Here is a 24,610-nt window from a genome sequence, read left to right as displayed (position 1 = left end):
GTGCCCGTGACAAAACAGTTAGTTTATATAAAATCGGCTAGAGCAGAGGGTCTGACCTAGCCGAATACGAATTAAACAATCGTGTATGTCGTACCGGACTTTATCAGTTCAGGTTATTCAACCTTGACACTATCGAAGCGTATTGAACCCAGTGGACTAATCTTATAATCGACAACGTTTGGTGCTGTGAATACGGTCACCACCGAATGCGCCATCGTCGTCCAAGGCAGCTGCTCTTTGAATATCTGCTGAGCTTGTACATAATCACTGACGCGATCATCTTGATTGGTAATCTGGCGGGCGTTGGTCACTAAACTGTCAAAGTCCTTATTACACCAGCGTGAGTAGTTGTTACCACCGACAGCATCGCAAGATAATAACGTGCCAAGCCAGTTATCTGGATCACCATTGTCACCAGTCCAGCCAGCTAAAATAACATCGTGCTCACCTTTAGCAGCTCGATTTAGGTACTCGCCCCATTCATAAGTGACAAGCTTGGTATCGACGCCAATCTTCGCCCAATCTGCTTGTAGCATCTCAGCCATGAGCTTGGCATTAGGGTTGTATGGGCGTTGAACTGGCATATACCATAGGTCAATTTCAAGATTATCAGCGCCGGCTTCTTTGATGAGCGCTTTGGCTTTTTCAACATCATAAGAAGCGTCTTTAAGCGACTCATCATAACCCCACTGTGTTGGCGGCATAGGATTGGTCGCTTTGAGTCCCTCACTTTGATAAACCGCATTGATAATAGCGTCTTTGTTGATGGCCATATCCAATGCTTGGCGAACTTTTAGGTCACTAAGCTTCGGTTTTTCGACATTGTAGCCCACATAGCCGACGTTGAAGCCAGGCTGATCAAGCACCGTGGCCTTACCAGATTTTTTGACAGAGTCGATTTCAGCAGGCTTAGGGTAGGCGGACACATGGCATTCACCAGCTTGAACTTTTTGGGCGCGAACCGCTGAATCTTTGGTAATGACAAACACTAGGTTATCGATGTGAATATCATCTTTGTTCCAATAGTCTGGGTTTTTGGTATAGCGAATTTGCGCGTCTTTTTGATAAGAAGTAAAGACGAAAGGTCCGGTACCAACAGGTTTAGTATTGATATCAGCGGCATTGTCTGCAGCCATTAGCTGATCTGCGTATTCAGCAGAGTTGATGTAAGCAAAGGCCATCGCTAGGTTCTGTAAAAACGGTGCGTTGGTCTCGCTGAGGGTAACTTTTACCGTATAGTCGTCAACCTTTTCGATATCAGAGATGATATCAGGCAGCCCCATACCAACCGAATATGGGAATTCAGCAGGATAGGCTTTGTTGAACTCAAAGTCTGGATTGGTGATACGTTCTAGCGTAAAGACAACGTCATCAGCGTTAAAGTCGCGGGTTGGGGTAAAGTAGTCTGTTTTACCAAATTTGACCCCTTTACGTAGATTAAAGGTATAGGTTTTGCCGTCTTCGCTAATATCCCAGCTTTCAGCCAGCCCTGGTTGAATCTCGGTGTCAGCTCTTTTGAATTCTACCAAGCCGTTATAGATAGGGTAGGCGCTGGCATCAAAGTCAGTACCAGAAGTATACTGTGCTGGATCGAAGCCAGCAGGGCTGCCTTCTGAGCAATAAAGCAATGTTTTAGCCGCTTTGGCATCTGAGCTAGCAGCGGATTCATCAGTGGTTTTGTTGTCGCCGCTACAAGCGCTGATACCTAAAATAACCGTAGCCAACAAAGTAAATTTGAAGAGTGATTTTTGCATTATTACATCCTATGTAAATGATAAGAAGTTTGCCGATATATGCACAGGTTCATACCTAAACCATAAACACAGTTGGCAAACTCTTAATTCCCTTTAAAGTTTTTATCAATATAATATTTTTAATATGCAATGCAGAACAAGAGTAATGTTTTGACCACTTTAGGTCAAGCATGCAAGAAAACAAATATAAATAAGTTGTTTGAATATACTCTTTTAAACAGCGGCAATGCAAGTTATCTGTAAACTAAATTCAACAAACACTGCTTTATATTAAGAACGTTTGTTTTTTAATTGAGTATAAACAACTAAACAGTAACCAATATTTAAGCAAAATAAATAAATAAAAATGACTAAGGCGTATGAATTAATTAGTACATCTTTGACAGCACAGGCATAACGAGCCAAGTTATTAAATCACTTATATTTCGCATATCTCTGAGCGCACGATAAAACGTTTGCCCTCTGGTATCTCAAGTGAAAAACTCGCTCCGCGACCGTCTACCACATCAATAGTTAGATCGGTATGCTGCCATAGTTTATATTGTGCTTTACCCATATAAAATGGACAGCCAGCAAGCTCACCGACTAACACGTCTTGCCCGCCAACTTTAAACTCGCCTAACGGATAACACATCGGCGAGCTACCATCACAGCAGCCGCCTGATTGATGAAACATCAGGTCACCGTGTTTAGATTTTAGTAGCTCGATTAATGCTTTACAGGATTCTGTCGCTTCAAGTTTCATGTCGGACTCCTTATCATGATAGTAGTTTATACAATGTACTTTACAGCAGTTTTATCGCTGGTTGGCTTTGATCTAGGGTTGGTAGCTCTTGCTCGTCCTTTAAGTCAACACCCGATAATTTAAGCTCACAAGATTTTTTCATTAGAGCCAATAGTCGATTTGCTGCCATTTTAATGGGCAGTCCAGCTGCTCGCACATTAGAGATACAGTTACGCATGGCGTCATGGCTATCAACATGCGCGTCCCAAGTATAATAAATGCCTAAACTGTCAGGGGAGCTAAGACCGGGCCGCTCACCAATAAGCATGATCAGCATTTTAGCATTGAGACGTTCTGCAATTTTGTCGCCTAAAGCCACACGGCTGCCAGTTGCAATGACTAAGGGCGCGATACTCCAGCCCTGCTCTTTAAATAACGGAATGAGCTCTGCTACCAGCTTTGGGCCATTTTCTTCTAGTGCCCGTGCTGACAGACCATCTCCCATCACCATGATGACATCATAAGATTTATCCGTGCCTGATTGCTCTAAAAAGTGCTCTAACTTGTCAGAAGATTCAGTGTTTAATAGCTTGCCCCAATCTGGGCGTTTGAGATAGTCAGATTTGTTTTCTGCCTGACTCATTACTTTGAATAGCTCCCAAACCTTATTTGATTGCTCCAAAGATGGTTCGTCACTTTTTTCTGAATCTGCTGCCGCAGCTTCTGTGTCCATATCTTTAAAAGTAAGATGGCATTGTGTAGATAAATCATTAACCAAGCGTTCGGTATCCAAATCTTGTAGTACCGCATCTTTGGCTTCGGCATGATCAAGCTGAAACTTTAATAAAGGCTTGGTAGGAATACTACAGCCAACTCGTCCTAGCGCGATTCTAGAATCTGTATATTCTTTGAGCTTCTGCCAAGGATCTAGATGAACCAATTCAGATCGTTGACTCGTTTCAGGTTTGTCTTCGTCAATAATCGACTGCTTAACTTGCGAATCATTCATAGACATAGCATTCTCCTTTATGATTCGGTATTGCGTGACTTTATAGATTTATTTTAATCATTATTATAGGGTTACATAATGCCAGAAAGCAGGGACGATGGTTTGTCTGACCACTGAATATGGTTTTGCGTTTGAGTATAAACGCCGTTTTCACTGAGCCAATGCGCAAACTCAGGGGCAGGGGTCAGTCCAAGTAGCTGCCGAGCATAGAGTGCATCATGGAATGAGGTGGTTTGATAATTGAGCATGACATCATCGGAGCCTGGAATACCCATAATAAAGTTGATTCCAGCGGTCGCAAGCAAAGTCAATAAGGTATCCATATCATCTTGATCGGCATCAGCATGATTGGTATAGCAAATATCACAGCCCATGGGGACGCCAAGCAGCTTGCCACAGAAGTGATCCTCAAGGCCTGCGCGAATGATTTGTTTGCCATCAAACAGATATTCAGGACCAATAAATCCAACGACCGTATTTACTAACAGTGGATTAAATTCTCTAGCCACTGCGTAAGCCCTTGCTTCAAGCGTTTGTTGATCGACATCGAAGTGTGCATTGCTTGACAGCGCACTGCCTTGTCCAGTTTCAAAGTACATAACATTTTGCCCAACTGTGCCACGATTTAAGCTAAGCCCCGCTTCATAGCCTTCTTTCAATAGCGCCAAATCTATACCAAAACTGGTATTGGCTTTTTCGCTGCCAGTAATTGACTGAAAGACTAAATCAACAGGCACTTTTTTTTCAATCAATTGGATAGCGGAGGTGATGTGAGTCAATACGCAAGATTGAGTAGGAATTTGATATTCAGATATCACATGGTCTAGCAGCTTTAGTAATTCTGATAAGTTTTGTAGATTGTCAGTGGCGGGATTGATGCCAATCACAGCGTCCCCGTTGCCATACATCAAGCCGTCGATAATACTGGCAGAAATCCCCAACATATCATCGGTAGGATGATTGGGCTGTAAGCGCGTAGACAAGCAACCATCAAGACCGATAGTGTTGCGAAACTTAGTAACGACTTGGCATTTCTTGGCGACTAGAATTAGATCTTGCACGCGCATTATTTTACTAACGGCAGCTACCATCTCTGGGGTAAAGGCGTATTTTAATTGGGCTATTTCATCTCTTGTGGCAGATTCCCCCAATAACCAGTTTCTTAAGTCACCAACGGTAAAGCTGGATATTTTGGCAAAGGCTTGTTTGTCGTGCTGTGCCATAATGAGCCGAGTTACTTCATCGTCTTCATAGGGAATGGTAATATCATCTAAAAAGTCGATTAATAAACAATCCGCTAAAGCCATTTGCGCCGCTACACGTTCAGTGGCATCAGAGGCTGCAACCCCAGCCAGCTCATCACCTGATCGTCGCGGTGATGCTTTGGCAAGTAACACTTTTAAACTCTCAAATTGGTAGGTTTTCTGCCCTACAGTATGTTGATAAGCCATTTTGTTCACCTTCTATCTATCAATTTTATAGGCTATAAAATACAAGCTCTATAAACATCATTAACTCAAATCATCTGACGCCGCTTGAATTTCTGCGAACTCTTCTTCTGGCGTGCCACTCACTAAGTGATGACGGCTGAATATGACAAAGTAGAGAATAAATACGACATAAATCCCCGCCGCCATAAACCAAACTTTGGGATCGACCATCAGTCCTGCGATTACGGCAAAAAAAGCGAGCATAAGCGCTATACCTGACGTCATGATGCCGCCCGGTGTCTTATAAGGACGCGGCAGGTCAGGACGCGATAAACGCAGTTTAATGTGCGAGGCCATCATTAATACATAAGAGATGGTCGCACCGAATACCGCCATAAGAATCAGAAGATCTCCTTCGCCAGTAAGCGATAACAGAAAACCTATAATGCCAGGGACAATTAGAGCCAAATAAGGCGCTTTATTGCTATTAGTGAGCGATAGTTTTTTGGGTAAATAACCTGCACGCGATAAGGCGAAAATCTGCCGAGAGTAGGCATAAATGATGGAAAAGAAGCTGGCAATCAGACCTGCAAGACCAACGAAGTTTACAAAACTTGCCAACCACGTATTCTCACCATATACGGCGATCAGGGCATCAACCAAAGGCGCCCCTGAATCTTTTAAGGTATCTGCACCCGCAGCACCTGGCCCTAAGAATAAAATAAGCAGCGCGAATGACGCTAAAATCAACATGGCACCGATTAGCCCACGTGGTAATGACTTAGCAGGATCTTTAGCTTCTTCAGCCGCTAGAGGCACACCCTCAACCGCTAAAAAGAACCAAATCGCATAAGGGACGGCAGCCCAAATCCCGATATAACCAAAGGGTAGAAACGGACTTGCTCCTGCTTGTGTACCAACGGCAATATCAAATAAGTTTTTACTATCAAAATGCGGAAACATCGATACGATAAATACCACTAAGGCAATACAGGCAACAGCGGTAATGCCAAACATAATCTTTAATGCTTCGCCTGCGCCTTTTAAGTGAATAGCGATAAAGACGATATAGCAGGTCAAATATACGATCCAGCCTCCGATACCGAACAACGACTCACAATATGAGCCAATGAACACTGCAATAGCGGCTGGTGCAATGGCATATTCAATCAAAATCGCAGTACCAGTTAAATATCCTCCCAAAGGCCCAAAAGCGGTACGGGCGAAACTATATCCGCCGCCTGCTGTAGGCAACATGGTGGACATCTCTGACATCGATAAACACATGCACAGGTACATGAGAGCTACGGCTATCAAGGCCACAAACATTCCGCCCCAACCACCTTGTGCTAGGCCAAAGTTCCAACCAGCAAAGTCTCCTGAGATGACATAGGCAACGCCAAGACCTATCAATAAAACCCAACCAACCGCGCCTTCTTTAAGTTGACGCTTGGCGAAATAATCTTTTTCAGCCTGAGTGCTGCCAGAGACCGCGCTTTTTTGATCGTTAGGCGTGCTTGTCATGTTGTTCCCCTACATAAAGACTATAAGTAAACTGAGGGTACTGCTAATTCATACTGTAAATAACTTCTTATTAAAAATTATTAACAACTGACCTCTAAAAGCTGAAAATAAAAAGGTCGTATCCCTTCAACTCAAACTGCTAGTAACGCATGGTTGAAATGATACGACCTGTTGTTAATGATTAGAGACAATAATCATTAGACCAATGTCAAAATGTCACAAAGCTATAAGGCTACATAGCGTAGTCAATCACAATGCGACCTTCAATTTTACCTTGGCGCATACGTTCAAGAATATCATTGATATTCTCAAGCGGTTCAGCCGCTACGGTCGCTTTTACTTTGCCTTCCGCTGCCATATCGAGCGATTCTTGCAAATCAAGCCGCGTACCAACGATTGAACCACGAATAGTGATGCCGTTTAGTACCGTATTAAAGATAGAGACAGGGAAGTCACCTGTTGGCAGACCATTACAGACCAAAGTACCACCGCGTCGTAACATCGTTAAAGCTTGATCAAAGGCCTTAGAGGATACGGCAGTTACGAGCACCCCATGAGCCCCGCCAATCTCTTTTTGTAGATACTCACCAGGATCAGTATTCTTGGCATTAACGGTGACGGTCGCACCCAGTTTTTTGGCAAATTCAAGCTTTTCATCGTCAATATCGACAGCGGCAACATTCAATCCCATAGCAATAGCGTACTGTACCGCCATGTGACCAAGTCCACCGATACCTGAAATAACGACCCAATCACCCGGCTTGGTGTCGGTCATTTTTAGACCTTTATACACCGTAACACCTGCACATAGGACTGGTGCAATCTCAACAGAATCAACACTCTCAGGGATGATGCCCACATAGTCAGCATCTGCCAATACGTATTCTGCAAAGCTACCATTTACTGAATAGCCAGAGTTTTTTTGTTTTAGACATAGAGTCTCCCAACCGCCCAAGCAATGGGTGCAGTGACCGCAGGCAGAGTAGAGCCAAGGGACACCGACACGGTCGCCTTCTTTGACATGATGTACGTTTTCGCCAACAGCGGTAATGAGGCCGACGCCTTCGTGTCCGGGGATAAATGGTGGGCTTGGTTTGACTGGCCAATCTCCTTCGACAGCGTGCAGGTCAGTATGACAGACACCTGATGCTTGCATTTTTACCACGATCTGACCGGCGCCTGGGGTCGGGATGTCAACTTCTTCAATCTGCAAAGGTTGATTGAACTCATGCAGAACAGCCGCTTTCATTTTATTACTCATGAGGTAACTCCTTATTAATAGCAGTTACTAACGCTCAACTCAATCGTTCAAACCGCCAATTATTTTATCTATAAATGCTTAGTAAGCATCAAGGTCGCACTTTACGGTTTTGCCATAAAGTGCTTTGAGAGATAGAGTTAAAAGAATCCCATCTTTTTAGGACTATAAGACACCAGCATGTTTTTGGTTTGCTGATAATGATCAAGCATCATCAGATGGTTTTCACGGCCGATACCGGACTGTTTATAACCACCGAAAGCAGCATGCGACGGATAGATATGATAGCAGTTGGTCCATACACGACCTGCTTGAATACCGCGTCCGAAACGATACGCTTTATGTACACTCCGAGTCCATACACCAGCACCTAGACCATATAAGGTGTCATTAGCAATGCTCATCGCTTCGTCATCGTCTTTGAACTTCGTGACAGCAAGGACTGGTCCAAAGATTTCCTCTTGGAACACGCGCATGTCATTGGTACCTTCAAAAATAGTCGGCTTAACATAATAACCGTCTGATAGGTCGTCATTATGTTTGGCTTGTTCACCGCCGACTAAGACTTTGGCACCTTCTTTTTTGCCAATATCTAAATAAGAGAGGATTTTTTCTAACTGATCTGAGCTGGCTTGTGCGCCAATCATAGTATCGGTATCTAATGGATTACCCATTTTGATGGCTTCGACACGAGCAATACAGCGTTTGATAAATTCATCATAAATACTTTCATGTACCAGCGCGCGCGATGGACAAGTACAGACCTCACCTTGGTTCAAGGCAAACATCACTAGACCCTCGACTGCTTTATCTAAGAAGTCGTCGTCTTCATCCATGACATCAGCAAAGAAGATGTTGGGGCTTTTGCCGCCAAGCTCGAGCGTCACAGGAATGATATTTTCACTAGCATACTGCATGATGAGACGACCGGTGGTCGTTTCGCCAGTGAAAGCCACTTTATTGATGCGTGGGTTAGAAGCCAATGGTTTACCTGCCTCGACACCAAAACCATTCACGATATTTAGTACGCCTTTTGGCAAAATATCAGCGATACCGATGGTTTCTAGCATGAACAAGACAGACGCTGGCGTTTGCTCAGCAGGCTTCATGACGATACAGTTACCAGCAGCAAGAGCTGGGGCTATTTTCCATACGGCCATTAGGATAGGAAAGTTCCATGGGATAATTTGACCGACGACACCAAGCGGTTCATGAAAGTGATAAGCAACCGTGTCTTCATCTATTTGGCTAATACCGCCTTCTTGGGCACGAATCGCGCTGGCAAAATAGCGGAATTGATCGATAGCTAATGGAATATCTGCCATGAGGGTCTCACGTACAGGCTTACCGTTCTCATAGCATTCGGCAATAGCGATAGACTCTAGATTGGCTTCCATACTATCGGCGATTTTGAGTAGTAAGTTTGCGCGTTCAGCAACGCTGGTCTTACCCCAAGCGTCTTTGGCAGCATGAGCCGCATCTAACGCAGCTTCGATATCTGCTTCTTTTGAGCGAGCGACCTGACAGATGACTTTACCATCGACAGGACTTGGGTTGTCAAAATATTCACCATCAACAGGTGCAACCCACTCACCGTTGATAAAGTTGTCATATTTTTCGCGGAATTGGACAGGACTGTCTTCAGTATTAGGGTAGGCGTATAGCATCAACGACTCCTTGTTGTGTTGTGTGAGAGAGGTCACAGGAAAGTTTATTTATTGTTTTATAAAATATTATAAAAAATATATACTTACGTGTTTCATAATTAGTCTTCCTGACTAATTACTCACTCTATCGTACTTAGCTTTAAGACAGAGTGATAATGACTTTTTATAATGATATATTCTGTATCGCATAACTTTACGTTATATAAGCGCTGAAGATTAAAGTGGTTCGCAAAACTGGCGTAACTGTTATAATCGTTGCCAAGTAATTTAAGCGGTTGTCTTCAAAGCACTTATCCTTTGTATGGACTTCAATCTTGTCCAGTGTGCGCAGTGTACTTTTTATATGCAGCCGCATTTACTTATTTGTTTTTTAAGTTGCCTCAATTATACGTATACAATCGGTGACTTTATTTTTTTTACTTTTTTCTCATTGTTAACTTAATTGGTTTGAATATATGCGTCAATCTTCTGCTCTTGATATTTTAAAAACAGGTCAAAATGTCTTTTTGACAGGCTCAGCAGGTTCAGGTAAGACTTATACGCTCAACCAATATATCAACTATCTGCGTGCACGCCGCGTACCAGTAGCAGTTACGGCAAGTACAGGCATTGCAGCGACGCATATGAACGGCACGACTATCCATAGTTGGTCGGGTATTGGCATTAAAGATGAGCTGACGGACCGTGATTTAACCAATTTGTCGCGCAAGCAGTTTTTGGCAGATAGATTAAAAGATACAGCGGTACTAATCATAGATGAGATATCCATGCTGCATGCCAAGCAGCTCAATTTGGTCAGTCAGGTGCTCAAGTATGTGCGCAAAAATGACAAAGCATTTGGTGGTATTCAGGTCGTCGTCGCTGGTGACTTTTTTCAGCTGCCACCGATTGGTAGTAAGGGCGAGAGTAACCGTGAAAAATTTGCCTTTATGTCGGAGGCGTGGCTCGATGCCAAGTTTCATATTTGCTATCTGTCAGAGCAGCATCGACAAGTGAGCGAGGTGGCCAATGGCGGTCTGGATTTGGATGATATTTTGAACCAAATCCGCCGGCAAGAAGTGACCTTTGAGGCCATTGCGGCGCTTGAGGCCACCTTTGATCAAAACGTCGATATTAAGCGCACCCGTCTTTATACACATAATCTTAACGTCAATAAAATCAACGACAAAGAGCTGGTCGCATTGGCGGGTGAGACGATGCGTTTTGAGGCCACATCTACAGGTGATAACAAGCTGGTTGAGACCCTAAAAAAAACCGTACGTACTCAAGATGAGTTGATTCTCAAAGTTGGCGCTAAGGTGATGTTTATTAAAAACAATACTGAACTTGGCGTCTCTAATGGTACGATGGGTGAGCTAATAGGCTTTGCCGCTGTCAAAGTTGACGACAGTAAAGACCATAGTGATACGTTGATTGAAGACGATGAAACCAATAGCGATAATGAAACTAAGACTGCTAAAGAAAAAACCAAAAACAGTAAGAAAAAAGATACAGATACCGAGCAATCAAAAAATAAAAAAACCACCATGCAAAAAATGCCCGTGGTGAGACTCAATTCTGGTCGTGAGGTCATCGCTGAGCCTGAAGAGTGGATCATCGAAGATGAAACAGGAGATGTACTAGCAAGCTACCATCAAGTGCCGCTCTGTCTGGCGTGGGCGATTACCATTCATAAGTCACAAGGCATGACATTAGATGCGGCTGAGATTGACTTGTCGCGTACCTTTGAGCTTGGGCAAGGATATGTAGCTTTGTCACGATTAAAATCGCTGGCAGGACTACAACTGCTAGGTATGAATGATATGAGTTTACAGCTTGATCCGTTAGCGCGTGGCGCCGACAAGCGGTTTTTGGTACTATCTGAGGAAGCCGATGCCAACTATGCGATGCTTGATGAAAAAAGCATGAAGCAGGCGCATGATAAGTTTGTTTTAAAATCGGGCGGTACGCTGAGCCAGTCTGTGATTGATGCCTATACAAGCCTACAAAAAAGACGCCGCGAAAAACAGCAAGCGCAGCAAGATAAGAAGCTAAAGTTGGGCAATCAAGTCTCAGATAAGTCAGAGAGCACCTTGCTTGCAACGCGGCTATTGTTAGAGGAAAGCTTGTCCATCGCTGATATTGCTCAGACACGTGAGCTTGCGCAGTCAACGATTATGCGCCATATTAGTGATCTAAAACGTCAAGACCCAAGTCTTTCTTGTGATTATCTACGCCCTGATGACGATACAATGATGGCAGTAGGTAATGCTTATGTGGCAATCAAAGTGGCCAACAATCCTAATGATTTTAACGATAATGGCAGTGTAAAAATTAAGCCTATTTACGAGAGTCTTAAGCAAAGTATTGATTATAATACCATTAGATTGGCGCTGATTTTTATTACACCATAGACTTGCTATTTTTGCTCCTACATCATCTCCTACCTTTATAGCGATACTTTGTCATGCCTGAATTCTCTAATACCACTTACCACTTAAGCTCTAAACCTATAAGAGCGACGACTCATGCTGCTGGCGAGCACGCACAGCCATTGAGAGTGGCCATTAATGGCTTTGGACGTATAGGTCGTAACGTATTACGTGCGTTGCTAGAGCGCTTTGAGGTACTTGGACGCGCCATTCATGTGGTGGCTATCAATGATTTGGCCCCAGCTGAGACTTTGTTGCATTTATTGAAGTTTGATAGCACGCATGGGCGTTTGAGCAGACTGGGGGTCAGTGCCGAAATTGTTCAGGACGGCATCACTGATAAGGAACAAAAACCATCTGCTACTGCAAAAAGTGACATCCAGCTGTGCCTAACAAAAAACAATCTAACCTATTGTATTCGTCTATTATCAAGGCATGATCCAAAAACGCTGCCTTGGGACACTCTTGGTATCGATGTGGTATTGGAGTGTACAGGACATTTTCGCTCTTATGCTCAAGCCAATCTACATATTGAAGCAGGTGCGCAACAAGTTATCATCGGTGCTGCACCCTTTGACGATGTTGACGCTTGTATCGTAATGGGAGTTAATACTGAGCTACTGACGCGTGAGCTACCGATTGTCTCAGGTGTCTCTTGTACCACGCAAGCGCTAGTGCCACTGATTGATACGCTCGATAAGGCCTTTGGCGTCAAGTCCGCAATGATGACTGAGATTCATGCTGTCACAGCTGATCAAACGGTCCTTGATCAAGCACATCGTGACCCAAGACGCGCGCGAGCGTCTGGTCATAATATTATTCCTACAACATCTAGTAGTATTGCCGCCTCAGAACGCGTGTTGCCAGCGATGATGGGCAAGATTAATGGGCATTCTATTCGTGTGCCCACTATTGATGTTGCAGCAATCGATGTAACGTTTGTATTTAATGCATCGGGCATCAGTATCGATGCCATACGCGAAGTACTCAAGTCCGCCAGTCGAGCGCATTTGCTAGATATTATGGCCTATACTGATGAACCATTGGTCTCAAGTGATTTCATCCATCAGACAGAATCACTTATCATCGATGGGCAGCAACTCATGCAAGTGGATGATCAATACAAGGTTTTTGCGTGGTACGATAACGAGTGGGGCTATGCCAATAGACTACTTGATATGTGTTTGCACCTGGCTTCTAGCAAGCAGACATTCACTAAAAAACAATGAGAAGTAAAATAATTTAATTTATTTTAGATATGCGCTTGCAATATGAAACGATATCTATATAATGATGCACCAATGGAGACGTGGCAGAGCGGTTGAATGCACCGGTCTTGAAAACCGGCAAGGGTTCATAGCCCTTCGAGAGTTCGAATCTCTCCGTCTCCGCCAAATTTAAAAGACCCTAATCAGTTAATGATTGGGGCCTTTTTTTATGGCTGTTTTTTATATAGTTATAAAAATTAATCATCACATAGATAGTAATAAAACGTTCTATCTGTCGTATAAATAGTATATAGGTAGAGCCATTTATTTCTTAATAGTCTCTTTAAACTCAATTTGCTTTCCACTGGTTAAAAGTAGAACACCCTCACTAATCTCTATTGTGACATCTTGTGCATTCCTAATCGCACGCATGACATTCACATCCTCAATACTACTTTCAATGACAATTTTACCTGACTGTTCAGGTTCAATAGCAGGTTTGAACTGCGTAAGCGGAACATTGAATTTTTTACCTTCTGTCAGTTTTGCGTCTTTCATCAGCAAATTCCCTTTAAAGCTTTCAATAGGCACCAAGCCATGATTGGATAGCATAAACTGCAGCTTTACCTGATTTAGGCTGTCACTATCACTAATTTTTACAGGTAACAAGGCGAGAGGGTAAGTCGATGTATTCATAGCATCTATCCGCTGATTGACCGCAACAGGGCTTTTTTTGCCAGTCGGGTTGTTAGGGTGTAGACGCTCATATTCACGTTGTTGTACCAGTGCTTGCTTAATCGTTATACGCGGCATGGCGCCAGACTCGTAAGCATCGCTAAGCTTCATGCGTAGCATATAGCGGCTAAGAAGCTGTCTATCACTCTCAGGCAATTGCTCAAAAGTAGCGCCTAGCTTTTTTTGCCACTGATCAGAGTTCGTCGGTATGGTTTGCTTACTCGGGTCAGTTGGCGGCTGTGAGCAGCCACTCAATAAACCCGCTGCCACTAGTGACAAAACAAGCAACATAGCGGTACCTAAGCGCTGATAAAAGTGCTTATTATAAGGTATGGGCAGGAAGTCAAAGCTACGGAATAAGATAAGTGTACTTGCTATCATGCGCTTTTTTAAAGGCCTTACCATGATCTACCTCCTTGTTATAGTTGATTCACTATAAGATAAACAAGAGCCACTAAAATAAGTTATATACAGCAACGAGCTGCGTGTGCACAGCAAGCAAAGAAATGGTCTCAACAGTGTTTTTTAATCTTTGTACTGCTTTTATTTAAGACTGACTATATTTTTTTAATCAATTCTATAATCGATCTTAATTAAAATATACCTTACTTCGATAAATAGTATTAGGAGCCATCATTAGCTATTGTGTTAAATTATGCTTAATACTAGTGACTTATATGAGAAGGCGACAACAAGGGGAAATAAGAGGCAAAATATCGCAAAGTGGTGGGAGGGCAAAGTGAATGGTAAAGACAGTGGTGGAGAATAAAGTAACTAGGATACTTTAAGTAAAAAAGCCGGTCGCTAAGTGTATTTTAGTCACTTAGCGACTGGCTTTTTTAGGGTCATCTTAAACTATCAATAACAACGATCAGCTCGATAAAAATCTCAGTGCTAGTCGTCGTTTTGTAATTCCGTCAACGGATGCGTGATACTATTATTGTGCGTGACCACGATCGCTTCATCAATGATACGTTGGCTGACACCACGCTTACGCAGAGTCTCGATGAAAACTTCATCATGCGCTAAAGTATAATCTTGATGATCACGGTCAAGACCTTGGCGAATATACAGACGAATCAGCCCTTGAATACGTTTGAATCCAAGCTCTGATGAGGTTGCCTCTAGTAGCTCGATCATCTCTTCAGAAAGACGAATGCTGACTGGGCGCATGATTTTTTGCGGATGATCAGAGAACTTATTTTTTATGCGTACAGGTATCATAATAAACCATTACTTTTAGTGACTAAAAACAAAGAACTTCAACGAGAATGATAGTAGCTATTCATTTGCAATAAGTGCTTGAAGTCGTTACTTATAAACATTTTAGATAGCTGTCATAAACAAACAGTTATCAATACTACTTACCATACAACAAAACCACTGCAAAAAACACTACAGTAGTAAAAATAGCAACCATAAAAAAACCTTCATCTAATATTGATGAAGGTTTTCATTATATGGCTCTCCAACCTGGGCTCGAACCAGGGACACACGGATTAACAGTCCGTTGCTCTACCAACTGAGCTATTGGAGAATAAGCTGTGATAACGGCAAACCTACTGGATGTGTCTGACATAGCAAGCACTAAGCTCGTTTGCGTTATGTGGGGCACATTTTAGCCAAGTAGCTGTAGACTGTCAACCAAATAAATCATTAATCATGGTTATTTATTATAATTTCTTTTTTAATGAGATTTAAGAGGTACTGTACGACGTATTTGACAGTTCTGATAAGCTGTTTTAGTCAATGATAAACATAAGACCTAGTATTATAGGTAGAGCACTCATAAAAAAACCCTCATCAAATCGATGAGGGTTTTGGCAAATGCCATAATTGAATTACAAATAATTCAAGATTTTACTACTAAAATGTGGCTCTCCAACCTGGGCTCGAACCAGGGACACACGGATTAACAGTCCGTTGCTCTACCAACTGAGCTATTGGAGAATAGGCTGTAAGTATGTAATGACTTACAACGAGCTTAGAAAGTCTCTAACGAGTTCTTGCTAAGTGGGGCGTATTCTAGCAAAGATAAAAAATACGTCAAGCTTTTTTTTGCATAATTGGTAAAAATTATTATTTTAATGATGTGATAGAGGGTTTTTATCAAAAAAAGACTAAAAACATCATGAAAAAGCCACTTTATAGAGTGTATAAGTGGCTTTTTTAATAGAAGCAATGGTGGAACCAGCTGTTCATTGCAATTTATTCAGTAACGTCTAAATCAGCCACGGCTTTTTCGATGCGTGACAAGGCATCTTTTAGTGTCGCTTCGTCCGTTGCGTAAGAGATACGCATATAGCCGCCAAGGCCAAAGGCGTCACCTGGTACGACAGCTACGCCAACCTTATCTAATAACCATGCTGAAAACTCAGTACATGATGACAGACCAGCGGCTTTGATTAGGGGTTTGATTTCAGGATAGACATAAAAGGCGCCATCAGGACGCAGGCAAGTAATGCCCTTGATAGCATTTAGACCATTGACGACCAAATCACAACGTTTCTCAAAAGCTTCTACCATTGGCGCAAGTACGCTCTGGTCACCGCTAATAGCAGCTTCGGCGGCGACTTGGCTGATAGAAGCGGGGCACGAGGTTGATTGTGACTGAACTTTTTTCATTGCGCCGATGAGTTTGGCAGGGCCACCTGCATAGCCGATACGCCAGCCTGTCATGGCATACGCTTTTGAGACACCATTTAGGATGATGGCACGCTCTTTTAGCTCAGGTGCAGCGTTTAAGATATTGTAGAACTTATCACCGGTCCAGCGAATGTGCTCATACATATCATCTGAGGCAACATAGACGTGTGGATGCTTCTTCAATACTTCCGCAATGGCTTTTAGCTCATCCAAAGTATAAATCATGCCTGTTGGATTTGATGGGCTATTTAATACCAACAGTTTGGTTTTGTCTGTGATGGCGGCTTCTAACTGCTCAGCTGTGATTTTAAAATCTTGCGACGCTGGGCATTCGACGATGACAGGTTTGCCTTCTGCGATAATAACCATGTCAGGATAACTGACCCAGTATGGCGCTGGAATGATAACTTCATCACCTGGATTGATAAAGGCTTGAGCAAGATTAAAAAAAGACTGCTTACCACCGACTGACACTAGGATTTCATTTGGCTCATAGCTAATGTCGTTATCACGCTTAAACTTCTCAATGATAGTTTGTTTTAGCTCTGGGGTACCATCGACAGCAGTGTACTTGGTAAAGCCATCGTTGATAGCGTCAATAGCCGCTTTTTTGATGTGTGCTGGCGTATCAAAGTCAGGTTCGCCTGCGCCTAGGCCAATGATGTCCTTACCAGATGCTTTTAGTTCTTTGGCTTTATTGGTAATCGCTAGGGTGGGTGAGGGTTTGATGTTGTTGACACGGTCAGAGAGTTGCAATTCGCTCATGAGAAATCCTTTTTAGCTGAGAGTGGAATTTGGATAATTGAGACTAATTATATAGCGTGATTCATTATCGTTAGTACGCGACAAAAACTAAAAGGCTGAATGGAATAAAACGCTGTAAATGTCTTCATACTAACTTTAATAAAAGCGTCTTAAGCATTGTAGCATGTTGATTTTATACTGTCTTATTAGGTAATAAGACATTGTTTTGGTTAATATAAGAATGAATATTGGTTCTAAAAAACAACATTTATCAGAAATATCTTGCGAAGTTACAACAGTAAAAATCAGACCTTAGACTATAATTATCGGACAGCCTATTATTCAGTTTTATTAAACGAATTGGGTATACAAGCAAGATTATTGCTGATAATAATATCTGGTATCACCTCCTAGCATAATAATATTGTTGATGCTCTATAAAGCTTTGTCATTTAAAAGCGACTGACAAAATGATTGCGAAAATTACCAAAAAAAGGATTTTATAATGACTGATTCTACCGAAAAGCTACATATTCTTATCACTGGTGCAACCTCTGGTATCGGCTATCAATTGGCAAAAGACTACTTACAAGATAACCATCAAGTGTATGCGGTTGGACGTGATGATAAAGCATTGGCAGAGCTAAAAGACTTAGGCGCAACACCGATTGATTTAGATCTGATGGATCGCGACAAAGTCATAGCAGCCTTTGAGAAGGTTGAGAGAATTGATTTAGCGATTTGTGGTGCTGGTATGTGTGAGTACTTAGATATGCCAAACTTCGATAGCGCTGCCCTGATGAAAGTGATGTCGGTCAATATGGGGACGCTTGCGCACGCTATTGAAGGCGTATTGCCAAAGCTTATCGCTTCAAAAGGACGTTTAGTAGGTATTGGTTCTGCATCGGCCTATGTGCCGTTTGCGCGTGCCGAAGCTTATGGCAGCTCGAAAGCGGCTATTCATTACTTAATGAAAACCTTGCAAATCAGCCTAGCACCGCACAATGTTGATGTGAGTTTGGTGGTGCCAGGTTTTGTCGAAACGCCAATGACTAAGCAAAACGACTTTCCAATGCCGTTTATACAAACGCCTGAGCAAGCAAGTTTTGCTATTCGTCAAGGTATCAAAGATGGCGATGAGGTCATCGAGTTCCCTAGAAGGCTAACGATACCACTAAAAACGTTGGGCGCTTTACCAGATACGGTCTGGCAACAAGTTAGTGAAAAAATGAACAAAAAATAGCGAGCCGAGTAATACCTTATTAAATAGAACATCAAGGAAAGTTTTATGCCGTTTTTTCACCGTCACCGTACCTCTAAGCAGTCACAATCTGTAAAGCGACAAACTGTAAAGCAAAAACTGGCACAAACTGATGAAGCCGTCGATACACAAGCAAAAAAACGTGTCGCTATCATTGGTTCTGGGGTAGCAGGATTAACTTGTGCGCATTATTTGGCTAAGCTTCATGACGTGACAGTGTTTGAGGCCAGCGATTATATTGGCGGGCACGTAAATACCATCGATGTGACCTTACAATATGGTAAAAAGGCAAAACAAGATAAAGTGGAGAGTAGCGCCATAGACACAGGTTTTATTGTTTTTAACGAGCGTACTTACCCAAACTTTTTTCGCTTACTGCATGACTTACAAGTGCCATATCAGGCAACGGATATGAGTTTTTCAGTGAAAAATAGCGCTCGCAACTTTGAATATAATGGTCATACGCTAAATACTTTGTTATCGCAGCGCAAAAATGCCCTTAATCCTAAGTTTTGGGCGTTTATGACTGATATTTTGCAGTTCAATAAGCATGTTCGACAATTGCGTCAAGATTATGAGATGGCGCGTGTACAGGGGCAAGATATTCATACCTTTACTGAGCAAACGCTAGGTGGCTATTTGGCAAGCAAGCGCTACGGCACTTTGTTTACTGACAACTATCTGTTGCCAATGGTCTCAGCAATCTGGTCGACTGGCTTAGAAAAAGTAAAAGAGACACCTTTAGTCTTCTTTGCACAGTTTTTTGATAATCATGGTTTGCTTGATGTGGTTAATCGTCCGCAGTGGTTCACTATCAAAGGTGGATCCAAGCAGTATGTCAACAAGCTAGTCACACGTTTTGTGAAATCTGGCGGTACAGTACGGGTCAATAGTCCGGTGCAATCAGTCATTCGGCATGACAATAAAGTGACCTTAACCGTCATCGATAATAACGCTAATAGCGGTACGCAACAGCTCATATTTGATGACGTTATCTTTGCTTGTCACGCAGATACGGCGCTAACATTACTAAAAGATGCCAGTCCTGATGAGCGTGAGGTACTGGGACAATTTCAGTTTACCAATAATACGGCGGTGCTGCATACAGATACTGAAGTGCTGCCAAAAAAATCACTGGCATGGGCAAGTTGGAATTACCTGATTGATGACAAAGCTCAACATAAGGCTGGTGAACAACCAACAGCTGCAAAGCCAGTACTGACATATCATATGAATATCTTACAGCGTTTGACCAAACAGCATAATTATCTGGTCACGCTCAACAAATATATTGATCCTACACAAGTCATAAAAAGTATTGATTATAGCCATCCTGTGTTCGATAACGAGATGATAGCTGCACAAGCCCAGTGGTCGCGTATATCGGGTAGTGGTCTACAGACCCACTTTTGCGGGGCATATTGGTTCAATGGCTTTCATGAAGATGGTGTACGCAGTGGTCTGCGTGTCTGTCAGGTACTCGGCAGTACAATAGACATCAAAGATGAAGTTGATTTGAGTCATCTACTCAGTAGCGATAGCACGCACACGCCATTTCGTTATAGAGACTTGCCAGTAAAGGCAGATAAAAAAGCACGCAAGCTCAATAAGCGTCGCGTAATGACAGCGACTACCAATCAAGAATTGGTAAACCATATCGCAACTTTACAACCAGCTGCACAAGCATTCAATAGTAAGACAAAACGCGGCTTATTCGGCCGTCACAAAGCCAAAGATGTATAGCAGTGCAACGCATTATCACATAAGAGTGCATTATGATTATCTCAGCTTATCCGTCTGATGCGACGTCAACACATCAGTTGCCTCATACCGCTGATAGACTGCCGCATCAGTTATTTCATGGGAGCACATGGCACAGCCGGTTATTACCAAGCATGCATAAATTTGCTTATCCATATCGTTATTGGGGTGTCAATATTACTGCATTAGCAGCAGGAGAGGTACTGCCAGAAATAAGTGTATCATCAGCAGTTAAACCAATATCAAATAAACGCAGCCGCATAGAAAGTTTGTCACTGTTTTCAGCGCAGCGTAAGGCATTGCAGCAGTTTTGTGCAGAGGATTATTTATCGTCAAGTGTAGAAAACAGTGATGTTGATAGTGATGATAGAACGGGCTTAGTCAGTGCTAACGCTCTCGAACAGCGCTTAAAAACATCGTTTATTGAACACACAGGGAGTGCTCCAGCAGGTGAAATAATTGGCATGTTAGTTTGCCGCAATGTTGGACTATATTTTAGTCCGGTCAATTTTTACTTGGGCTTTGATAAGGCGCAGACGCCTACACATTTGCTTGCCGAGGTCTCCAATACGCCATGGGACAAACGTCACTATTATGGAGTGTTATTAGAGGGCACTGATACTGAGTTTTGTCACGACAAAAACTTTCACGTATCACCATTTAATCCGATAGATCAGCAGTATTGCTGGCAGGTAAAAATAAAAAAACAGGCAGATAACTGTTTGCAAGTTCGCATCGCGATCAATATAAGTGACGCACGTGGCGATGTGCTAAAGACAGGTGTAAAGATGTCTGGTATACCGATGACTAAACAGACGATTCGAGACAGTCTGCGACAAAATCCTTTCATGAATTTTACGTCGCTCACTCGTATTTATTGGCATGCTTTTAAACTCTACGCTATCAAAAAAGTCCCTTATGTCAATTATGATGAAAAGCTTGCCGATAGTCAGCAGCAACAGGACTATAAGTAGACGAAATTATGTAGTTGTAGCGTTAAATTTAGACATTAATAAGACAATATCTTTACTCATCAACGACACTTTTTACTTGTTAGCTACACTAACAAAAATTACATTTTTAATGAATTAAATTAAATAATTATACGTTATTATTCTGGCTCTATTTTATTAAAATCCATCTACATATATTTTTTAAGGACTTATGTATGCGTCTGTTATCCAATCGTTTTGCTAAAGCTTTATTGGCTGTCACTGTACTAGGCTGTGCAACCAATGTTTCAGCTGCTCCGGCCAAGGCCTCATCTAATCTTGTATTACAACAGCCAAATGTATCTTTGACATTAGCCAATCAATTGATTGATGCCACGATGCAAGCTTGTCATGCAGAGGGCAAATCTGCTGTCGTAGCAGTGGTCGATCGTGCTGGCAATCTTATTGCCTTGCAACGTGATGACAACGTAGGTCCGCACAATACGGATGCAGCTATTCGCAAAGCATTTACTGCGCTATCTACCAAAACCCCTTCGCGGACATTAGCGAACAATGCACGTGCCAATCCAGACTCGAGCAATTTAAATACGGTGGATGATTTATTGCTTATCGGTGGCGGTGTACCATTAAAATTCGGTGATGATGTTATCGGTGCCATAGCTGCAGGTGGGGCTGGTGGTGCCGTACAGGACGAAAGTTGTGCACTTAAAGGAATAGAAAAAGTCCTTCCTCAGAAAACTCGCTAGAACAAAGCAGAAGGCGTTTGATATTCGTGATTTAAGCTTTTATTAACATTTTCTATAGAAGTGATGCTCGGATATCAAATACGCTGTGACAATCATGTAGGATGATGATCGTAATAGGATTCTAGCGATTATGAATAAGGATATGAGAGTAATGTCAGTACGCCCAACCGACCGCACGCCCACATCAAAGCTGGATAAAATTACTGCGCGTTTGAGCCAAACGATCCGTCATAATGCTGCTTTAAAACCAGTTAACAACGGGGTAGACTACTTGGCTAGAAAGGCAATATTTCGTGCGCTTAACTACCTTCAGTTTGGTAGCATCACTTTGATAGAAGGTTTTGCTGAGCGAGCACCGAAGACAAACGAATTTGGTAGTAAACAGTCCAGCACGATAAGTAGCTCAGCAGTGGGTCGTCACTCATTGGATGTAACTTTGACGATTCGCGACAGTCATGTCTATCGTCGGCTGTTATTTGGTGGCTCTATCGCTCTTGCTGATAGCTATATTGAGGGTGAGTGGGATACTGATGATCTGACTGGTCTCATACGACTGGCGGCACGCAATTTAGCTGTGCTGAACAGCTTAGAAAATCGCTTTGCAGGCCTAAGTAAAACTTTAGAAAAAACCAAGCATCAACTGCGCGGCAATGATCAAGCTGGCTCCAAATCTAACATCTTAGCGCATTACGATTTGGGTAATGCCATGTACGAGCGCTTTTTAGATCCAACTATGATGTATTCATCCGCGGTATACAAAACGGCTGATGTAACACTGAGCGATGCGCAGCAACATAAGTTATCTTTGATATGTCAGCGTTTGCAATTGACGGCTGATGATCATGTCATTGAAATCGGTACAGGCTGGGGCGGTTTTGCAATTTATGCAGCCACTCATTATGGTTGTCAGGTAACCACGACGACTATCTCTGATGCGCAATATAGTGAAGCTAAGCGCCGAGTAGAAGCGGCTGGATTATCGGACAAAATCACCTTACTCAAACTGGACTATCGTGAGCTGACAGGACAGTACGATAAGTTGGTCAGCATTGAGATGATCGAGGCAGTTGGGCACGAGTATTTGCCGACGTTTTTTGCAAAATGTAATGGCCTACTTAAACCGACAGGGCTAATGGTGCTTCAAGCCATTACCTTTAATGATCAAAACTACACAGAGTATTTAAAGTCAGTCGACTTTATTCAGACTCACATCTTCCCAGGTGGCTGTCTGCTATCCAATCAAGAGCTAAATACACAATTTACTGAACAGACAGATATGGTAATTAAGCAATTGCATGATTATGGTTTTGACTATGCTTATACTTTGCGAGATTGGCGTACGGCTTTTATGGCACAGCGTGAAGAGATCAAAGCGCTTGGTTATGATGAGGCCTTTATCCGTTTGTGGGAGTTTTATTTCTGCTATTGTGAAGGCGGCTTTTTGGAGCGTACGATTGGAGTAGTGCAGGTAACGGCAGTTAAGCCGGACAATATTGACTTACTACATTTTTCTGACTCGCCAGCAGCGATGGTATCGGCTTAAGTATAATTAGCGTAATACTAGGCAAAGTTGCGAGCGTGTTTTGTGCTTAATCACCATTATAAAAGGAGATTGTCATGGGTTATGTATTTATCTACCTTGCTGCCGTTGTCATATTCTTAGGTATTGATACAGTTTGGCTTAAGACTATGAAAGGCGCATTTTATGAAAAGCGCATCGGACACTTACTTGCCGATGAGCCAAATATGATCGCAGCTGGTGTATTTTATATGTTCTATCTGCTGGTACTTTGCCTATTGATTCTGTATCCGCAAATCAAAGCTGGCGCCTCGATCGGCCATATTTTCTTACTAGGCGGGTTAATAGGATTGATGGCTTATGGCACTTACGACTTCACCAACCTTGCATTATATAAAGGTTTTACGCTCGATACGGCGTTAGTAGATTTCGTATGGGGTGGGTTACTAACAGGTTCTGTCAGCGCGGTCGTGGCGTGGATGGCCTATCACTTTCATTGGCTAAGTTAATTATCCTAGTAACAATAAGTAGCTTAAAGTATGGACTAGCCACTGATGATGCTTAATCGAACATGAGCATAAAGCTGTCAAAAAATAGGTGGTTTGCGTTACACTAATGCAAATCACCTATACTACTTTTAACTGCTCATAGCGAAACGGGAAGATTATGCCACAACTAAACACTTCGTCAACAGCCAAAAAAGCGCCTCTAAATCATGAGCTGTACATGTCAGTACTGATGACACCTGATATGGCCAACTTCATTGGTAATGTGCATGGTGGCGACCTGCTAAAAATGCTTGATCAGGTTGCTTATGCTTGCGCCAGCCGTTATAGCGGTAGTTATGTAGTGACACTCTCTGTTGATCAAGTGATGTTCCGTGAGCCCATTTATGTGGGTGAGCTGGTCACTTTTGCTGCAAGCGTTAACTATGTGGGTACCACCTCAATGGAGATAGGCATTCGTGTCGAGGCAGAGGACGTGCGCGCACGTACTATTCGGCATACCAATAGCTGTTATTTCACAATGGTTGCTATCGATGACAATGGCAAACCCAATCCAGTTCCACCGCTTGACATCAAAAACCCTATGCAGCAGTGTCGCTTTGATGCAGGTTTGGCGCGTAAAAATTTGCGGATGGATAGCTCACAACGTCCTAGTTGCGATATTAACAACATGATTGAAAGTCCAGAAAATACGACTAACAGTAAGCCTAAATAAGCCTATACCTCAGCTCAATGCCCTTTGACATGACTCACT

Annotated in this window: 19 protein-coding genes and 3 tRNA genes; 10 read left to right on the top strand and 12 right to left on the bottom strand. The window is 42.6% G+C overall.

The features are described 5' to 3' along the window. Positions 1–113: 113 nt before the first annotated feature. The 7 genes from Q0890_RS02155 to Q0890_RS02125 form a co-directional block, all read right to left on the bottom strand. On the bottom strand, positions 114–1,754 hold the full coding sequence (locus Q0890_RS02155) for an ABC transporter substrate-binding protein (protein ID WP_299216980.1): 1,641 nt from the start codon (positions 1,752–1,754) through the stop codon (positions 114–116). Positions 1,755–2,172: 418 nt separating this feature from the next. Continuing rightward, positions 2,173–2,499 carry a DUF779 domain-containing protein gene (locus tag Q0890_RS02150; RefSeq protein WP_299216977.1) on the bottom strand — a complete coding sequence of 109 codons (327 nt, stop codon included), beginning with the start codon at positions 2,497–2,499 and terminating at the stop codon, positions 2,173–2,175. Positions 2,500–2,539: 40 nt separating this feature from the next. After that, the gene (gene eutC / locus Q0890_RS02145) at positions 2,540–3,487 is read right to left on the bottom strand and encodes an ethanolamine ammonia-lyase subunit EutC (RefSeq protein WP_299217983.1); all 948 of its coding nucleotides are present in this window, start codon (positions 3,485–3,487) and stop codon (positions 2,540–2,542) included. Between the two features lie 71 nt (positions 3,488–3,558). Beyond that, positions 3,559–4,938 carry an ethanolamine ammonia-lyase subunit EutB gene (locus Q0890_RS02140; RefSeq protein ID WP_299216975.1) on the bottom strand — a complete coding sequence of 460 codons (1,380 nt, stop codon included), beginning with the start codon at positions 4,936–4,938 and terminating at the stop codon, positions 3,559–3,561. 60 nt (positions 4,939–4,998) lie between these two features. Then, positions 4,999–6,441 (bottom strand): ethanolamine permease, encoded by a 1,443-nt coding sequence (gene eat, locus Q0890_RS02135; RefSeq protein WP_299216972.1) that lies wholly within the window; start codon positions 6,439–6,441, stop codon positions 4,999–5,001. 232 nt (positions 6,442–6,673) lie between these two features. Further along, on the bottom strand, positions 6,674–7,702 hold the full coding sequence (gene adhP / locus Q0890_RS02130) for an alcohol dehydrogenase AdhP (protein WP_299216969.1): 1,029 nt from the start codon (positions 7,700–7,702) through the stop codon (positions 6,674–6,676). Between the two features lie 137 nt (positions 7,703–7,839). Further along, positions 7,840–9,366: an aldehyde dehydrogenase family protein gene (locus Q0890_RS02125; RefSeq protein ID WP_299216967.1), complete on the bottom strand. Its 1,527-nt coding sequence runs from the start codon at positions 9,364–9,366 to the stop codon at positions 7,840–7,842. Positions 9,367–9,821: 455 nt separating this feature from the next. Here Q0890_RS02125 and Q0890_RS02120 point away from each other — a divergent pair, with 455 nt between their 5' ends. The 3 genes from Q0890_RS02120 to Q0890_RS02110 all read left to right on the top strand — a co-directional run bounded on the left by Q0890_RS02120 (position 9,822) and on the right by Q0890_RS02110 (position 13,171). Then, positions 9,822–11,759 carry an AAA family ATPase gene (locus Q0890_RS02120; protein WP_299216964.1) on the top strand — a complete coding sequence of 646 codons (1,938 nt, stop codon included), beginning with the start codon at positions 9,822–9,824 and terminating at the stop codon, positions 11,757–11,759. A 53-nt stretch (positions 11,760–11,812) separates the two neighbouring features. Continuing rightward, a complete protein-coding gene (locus tag Q0890_RS02115; RefSeq protein ID WP_299216961.1) occupies positions 11,813–13,006 on the top strand; it encodes a type I glyceraldehyde-3-phosphate dehydrogenase in 1,194 nt (397 codons plus the stop codon). A gap of 74 nt (positions 13,007–13,080) precedes the next feature. Beyond that, positions 13,081–13,171 (top strand) — tRNA-Ser (locus tag Q0890_RS02110). 138 nt (positions 13,172–13,309) lie between these two features. Here the strand turns inward: Q0890_RS02110 and Q0890_RS02105 are convergent. The 5 genes from Q0890_RS02105 to Q0890_RS02085 all read right to left on the bottom strand — a co-directional run bounded on the left by Q0890_RS02105 (position 13,310) and on the right by Q0890_RS02085 (position 17,131). After that, complete coding sequence (locus Q0890_RS02105) at positions 13,310–14,125, bottom strand: hypothetical protein (protein ID WP_299216958.1); 816 nt, start codon at positions 14,123–14,125, stop codon at positions 13,310–13,312. A gap of 489 nt (positions 14,126–14,614) precedes the next feature. Then, complete coding sequence (locus tag Q0890_RS02100) at positions 14,615–14,944, bottom strand: CopG family transcriptional regulator (protein ID WP_299216955.1); 330 nt, start codon at positions 14,942–14,944, stop codon at positions 14,615–14,617. A gap of 237 nt (positions 14,945–15,181) precedes the next feature. Beyond that, positions 15,182–15,257: transfer RNA gene (locus tag Q0890_RS02095), tRNA-Asn, on the bottom strand. Between the two features lie 337 nt (positions 15,258–15,594). Then, positions 15,595–15,670 (bottom strand) — tRNA-Asn (locus tag Q0890_RS02090). A 258-nt stretch (positions 15,671–15,928) separates the two neighbouring features. After that, entirely contained in the window at positions 15,929–17,131 is a 1,203-nt protein-coding gene (locus Q0890_RS02085; protein WP_299216954.1) for a pyridoxal phosphate-dependent aminotransferase, read from the bottom strand. A gap of 484 nt (positions 17,132–17,615) precedes the next feature. Here Q0890_RS02085 and Q0890_RS02080 point away from each other — a divergent pair, with 484 nt between their 5' ends. From Q0890_RS02080 to Q0890_RS02050, 7 genes are all read left to right on the top strand, one after another. Next, positions 17,616–18,353: an SDR family NAD(P)-dependent oxidoreductase gene (locus Q0890_RS02080; protein WP_299216951.1), complete on the top strand. Its 738-nt coding sequence runs from the start codon at positions 17,616–17,618 to the stop codon at positions 18,351–18,353. A 45-nt stretch (positions 18,354–18,398) separates the two neighbouring features. Further along, positions 18,399–20,114, top strand: coding sequence for an NAD(P)/FAD-dependent oxidoreductase (locus tag Q0890_RS02075; RefSeq protein ID WP_299216948.1), 1,716 nt, complete (start codon positions 18,399–18,401; stop codon positions 20,112–20,114). A gap of 32 nt (positions 20,115–20,146) precedes the next feature. Beyond that, the gene (locus Q0890_RS02070; protein ID WP_299216946.1) at positions 20,147–21,106 is read left to right on the top strand and encodes a DUF1365 domain-containing protein; all 960 of its coding nucleotides are present in this window, start codon (positions 20,147–20,149) and stop codon (positions 21,104–21,106) included. 194 nt (positions 21,107–21,300) lie between these two features. Then, a complete protein-coding gene (locus tag Q0890_RS02065; RefSeq protein ID WP_299216944.1) occupies positions 21,301–21,831 on the top strand; it encodes a heme-binding protein in 531 nt (176 codons plus the stop codon). Between the two features lie 151 nt (positions 21,832–21,982). After that, entirely contained in the window at positions 21,983–23,374 is a 1,392-nt protein-coding gene (locus tag Q0890_RS02060; protein WP_299216941.1) for a cyclopropane-fatty-acyl-phospholipid synthase family protein, read from the top strand. Positions 23,375–23,448: 74 nt separating this feature from the next. Then, a complete protein-coding gene (locus tag Q0890_RS02055) occupies positions 23,449–23,859 on the top strand; it encodes a DUF2177 family protein (protein WP_299216938.1) in 411 nt (136 codons plus the stop codon). A 157-nt stretch (positions 23,860–24,016) separates the two neighbouring features. Next, positions 24,017–24,571, top strand: a complete 555-nt coding sequence (locus tag Q0890_RS02050) for an acyl-CoA thioesterase (protein WP_299216935.1) — start codon at positions 24,017–24,019, stop codon at positions 24,569–24,571. Positions 24,572–24,610: the final 39 nt, after the last annotated feature.

Source organism: uncultured Psychrobacter sp., assembly GCF_947488565.1.
GTDB lineage: Bacteria > Pseudomonadota > Gammaproteobacteria > Pseudomonadales > Moraxellaceae > Psychrobacter > Psychrobacter saeujeotis.
Note: the sequence above shows the minus strand (reverse complement) of the source record. Positions and strands in the feature narration are given on the sequence as shown.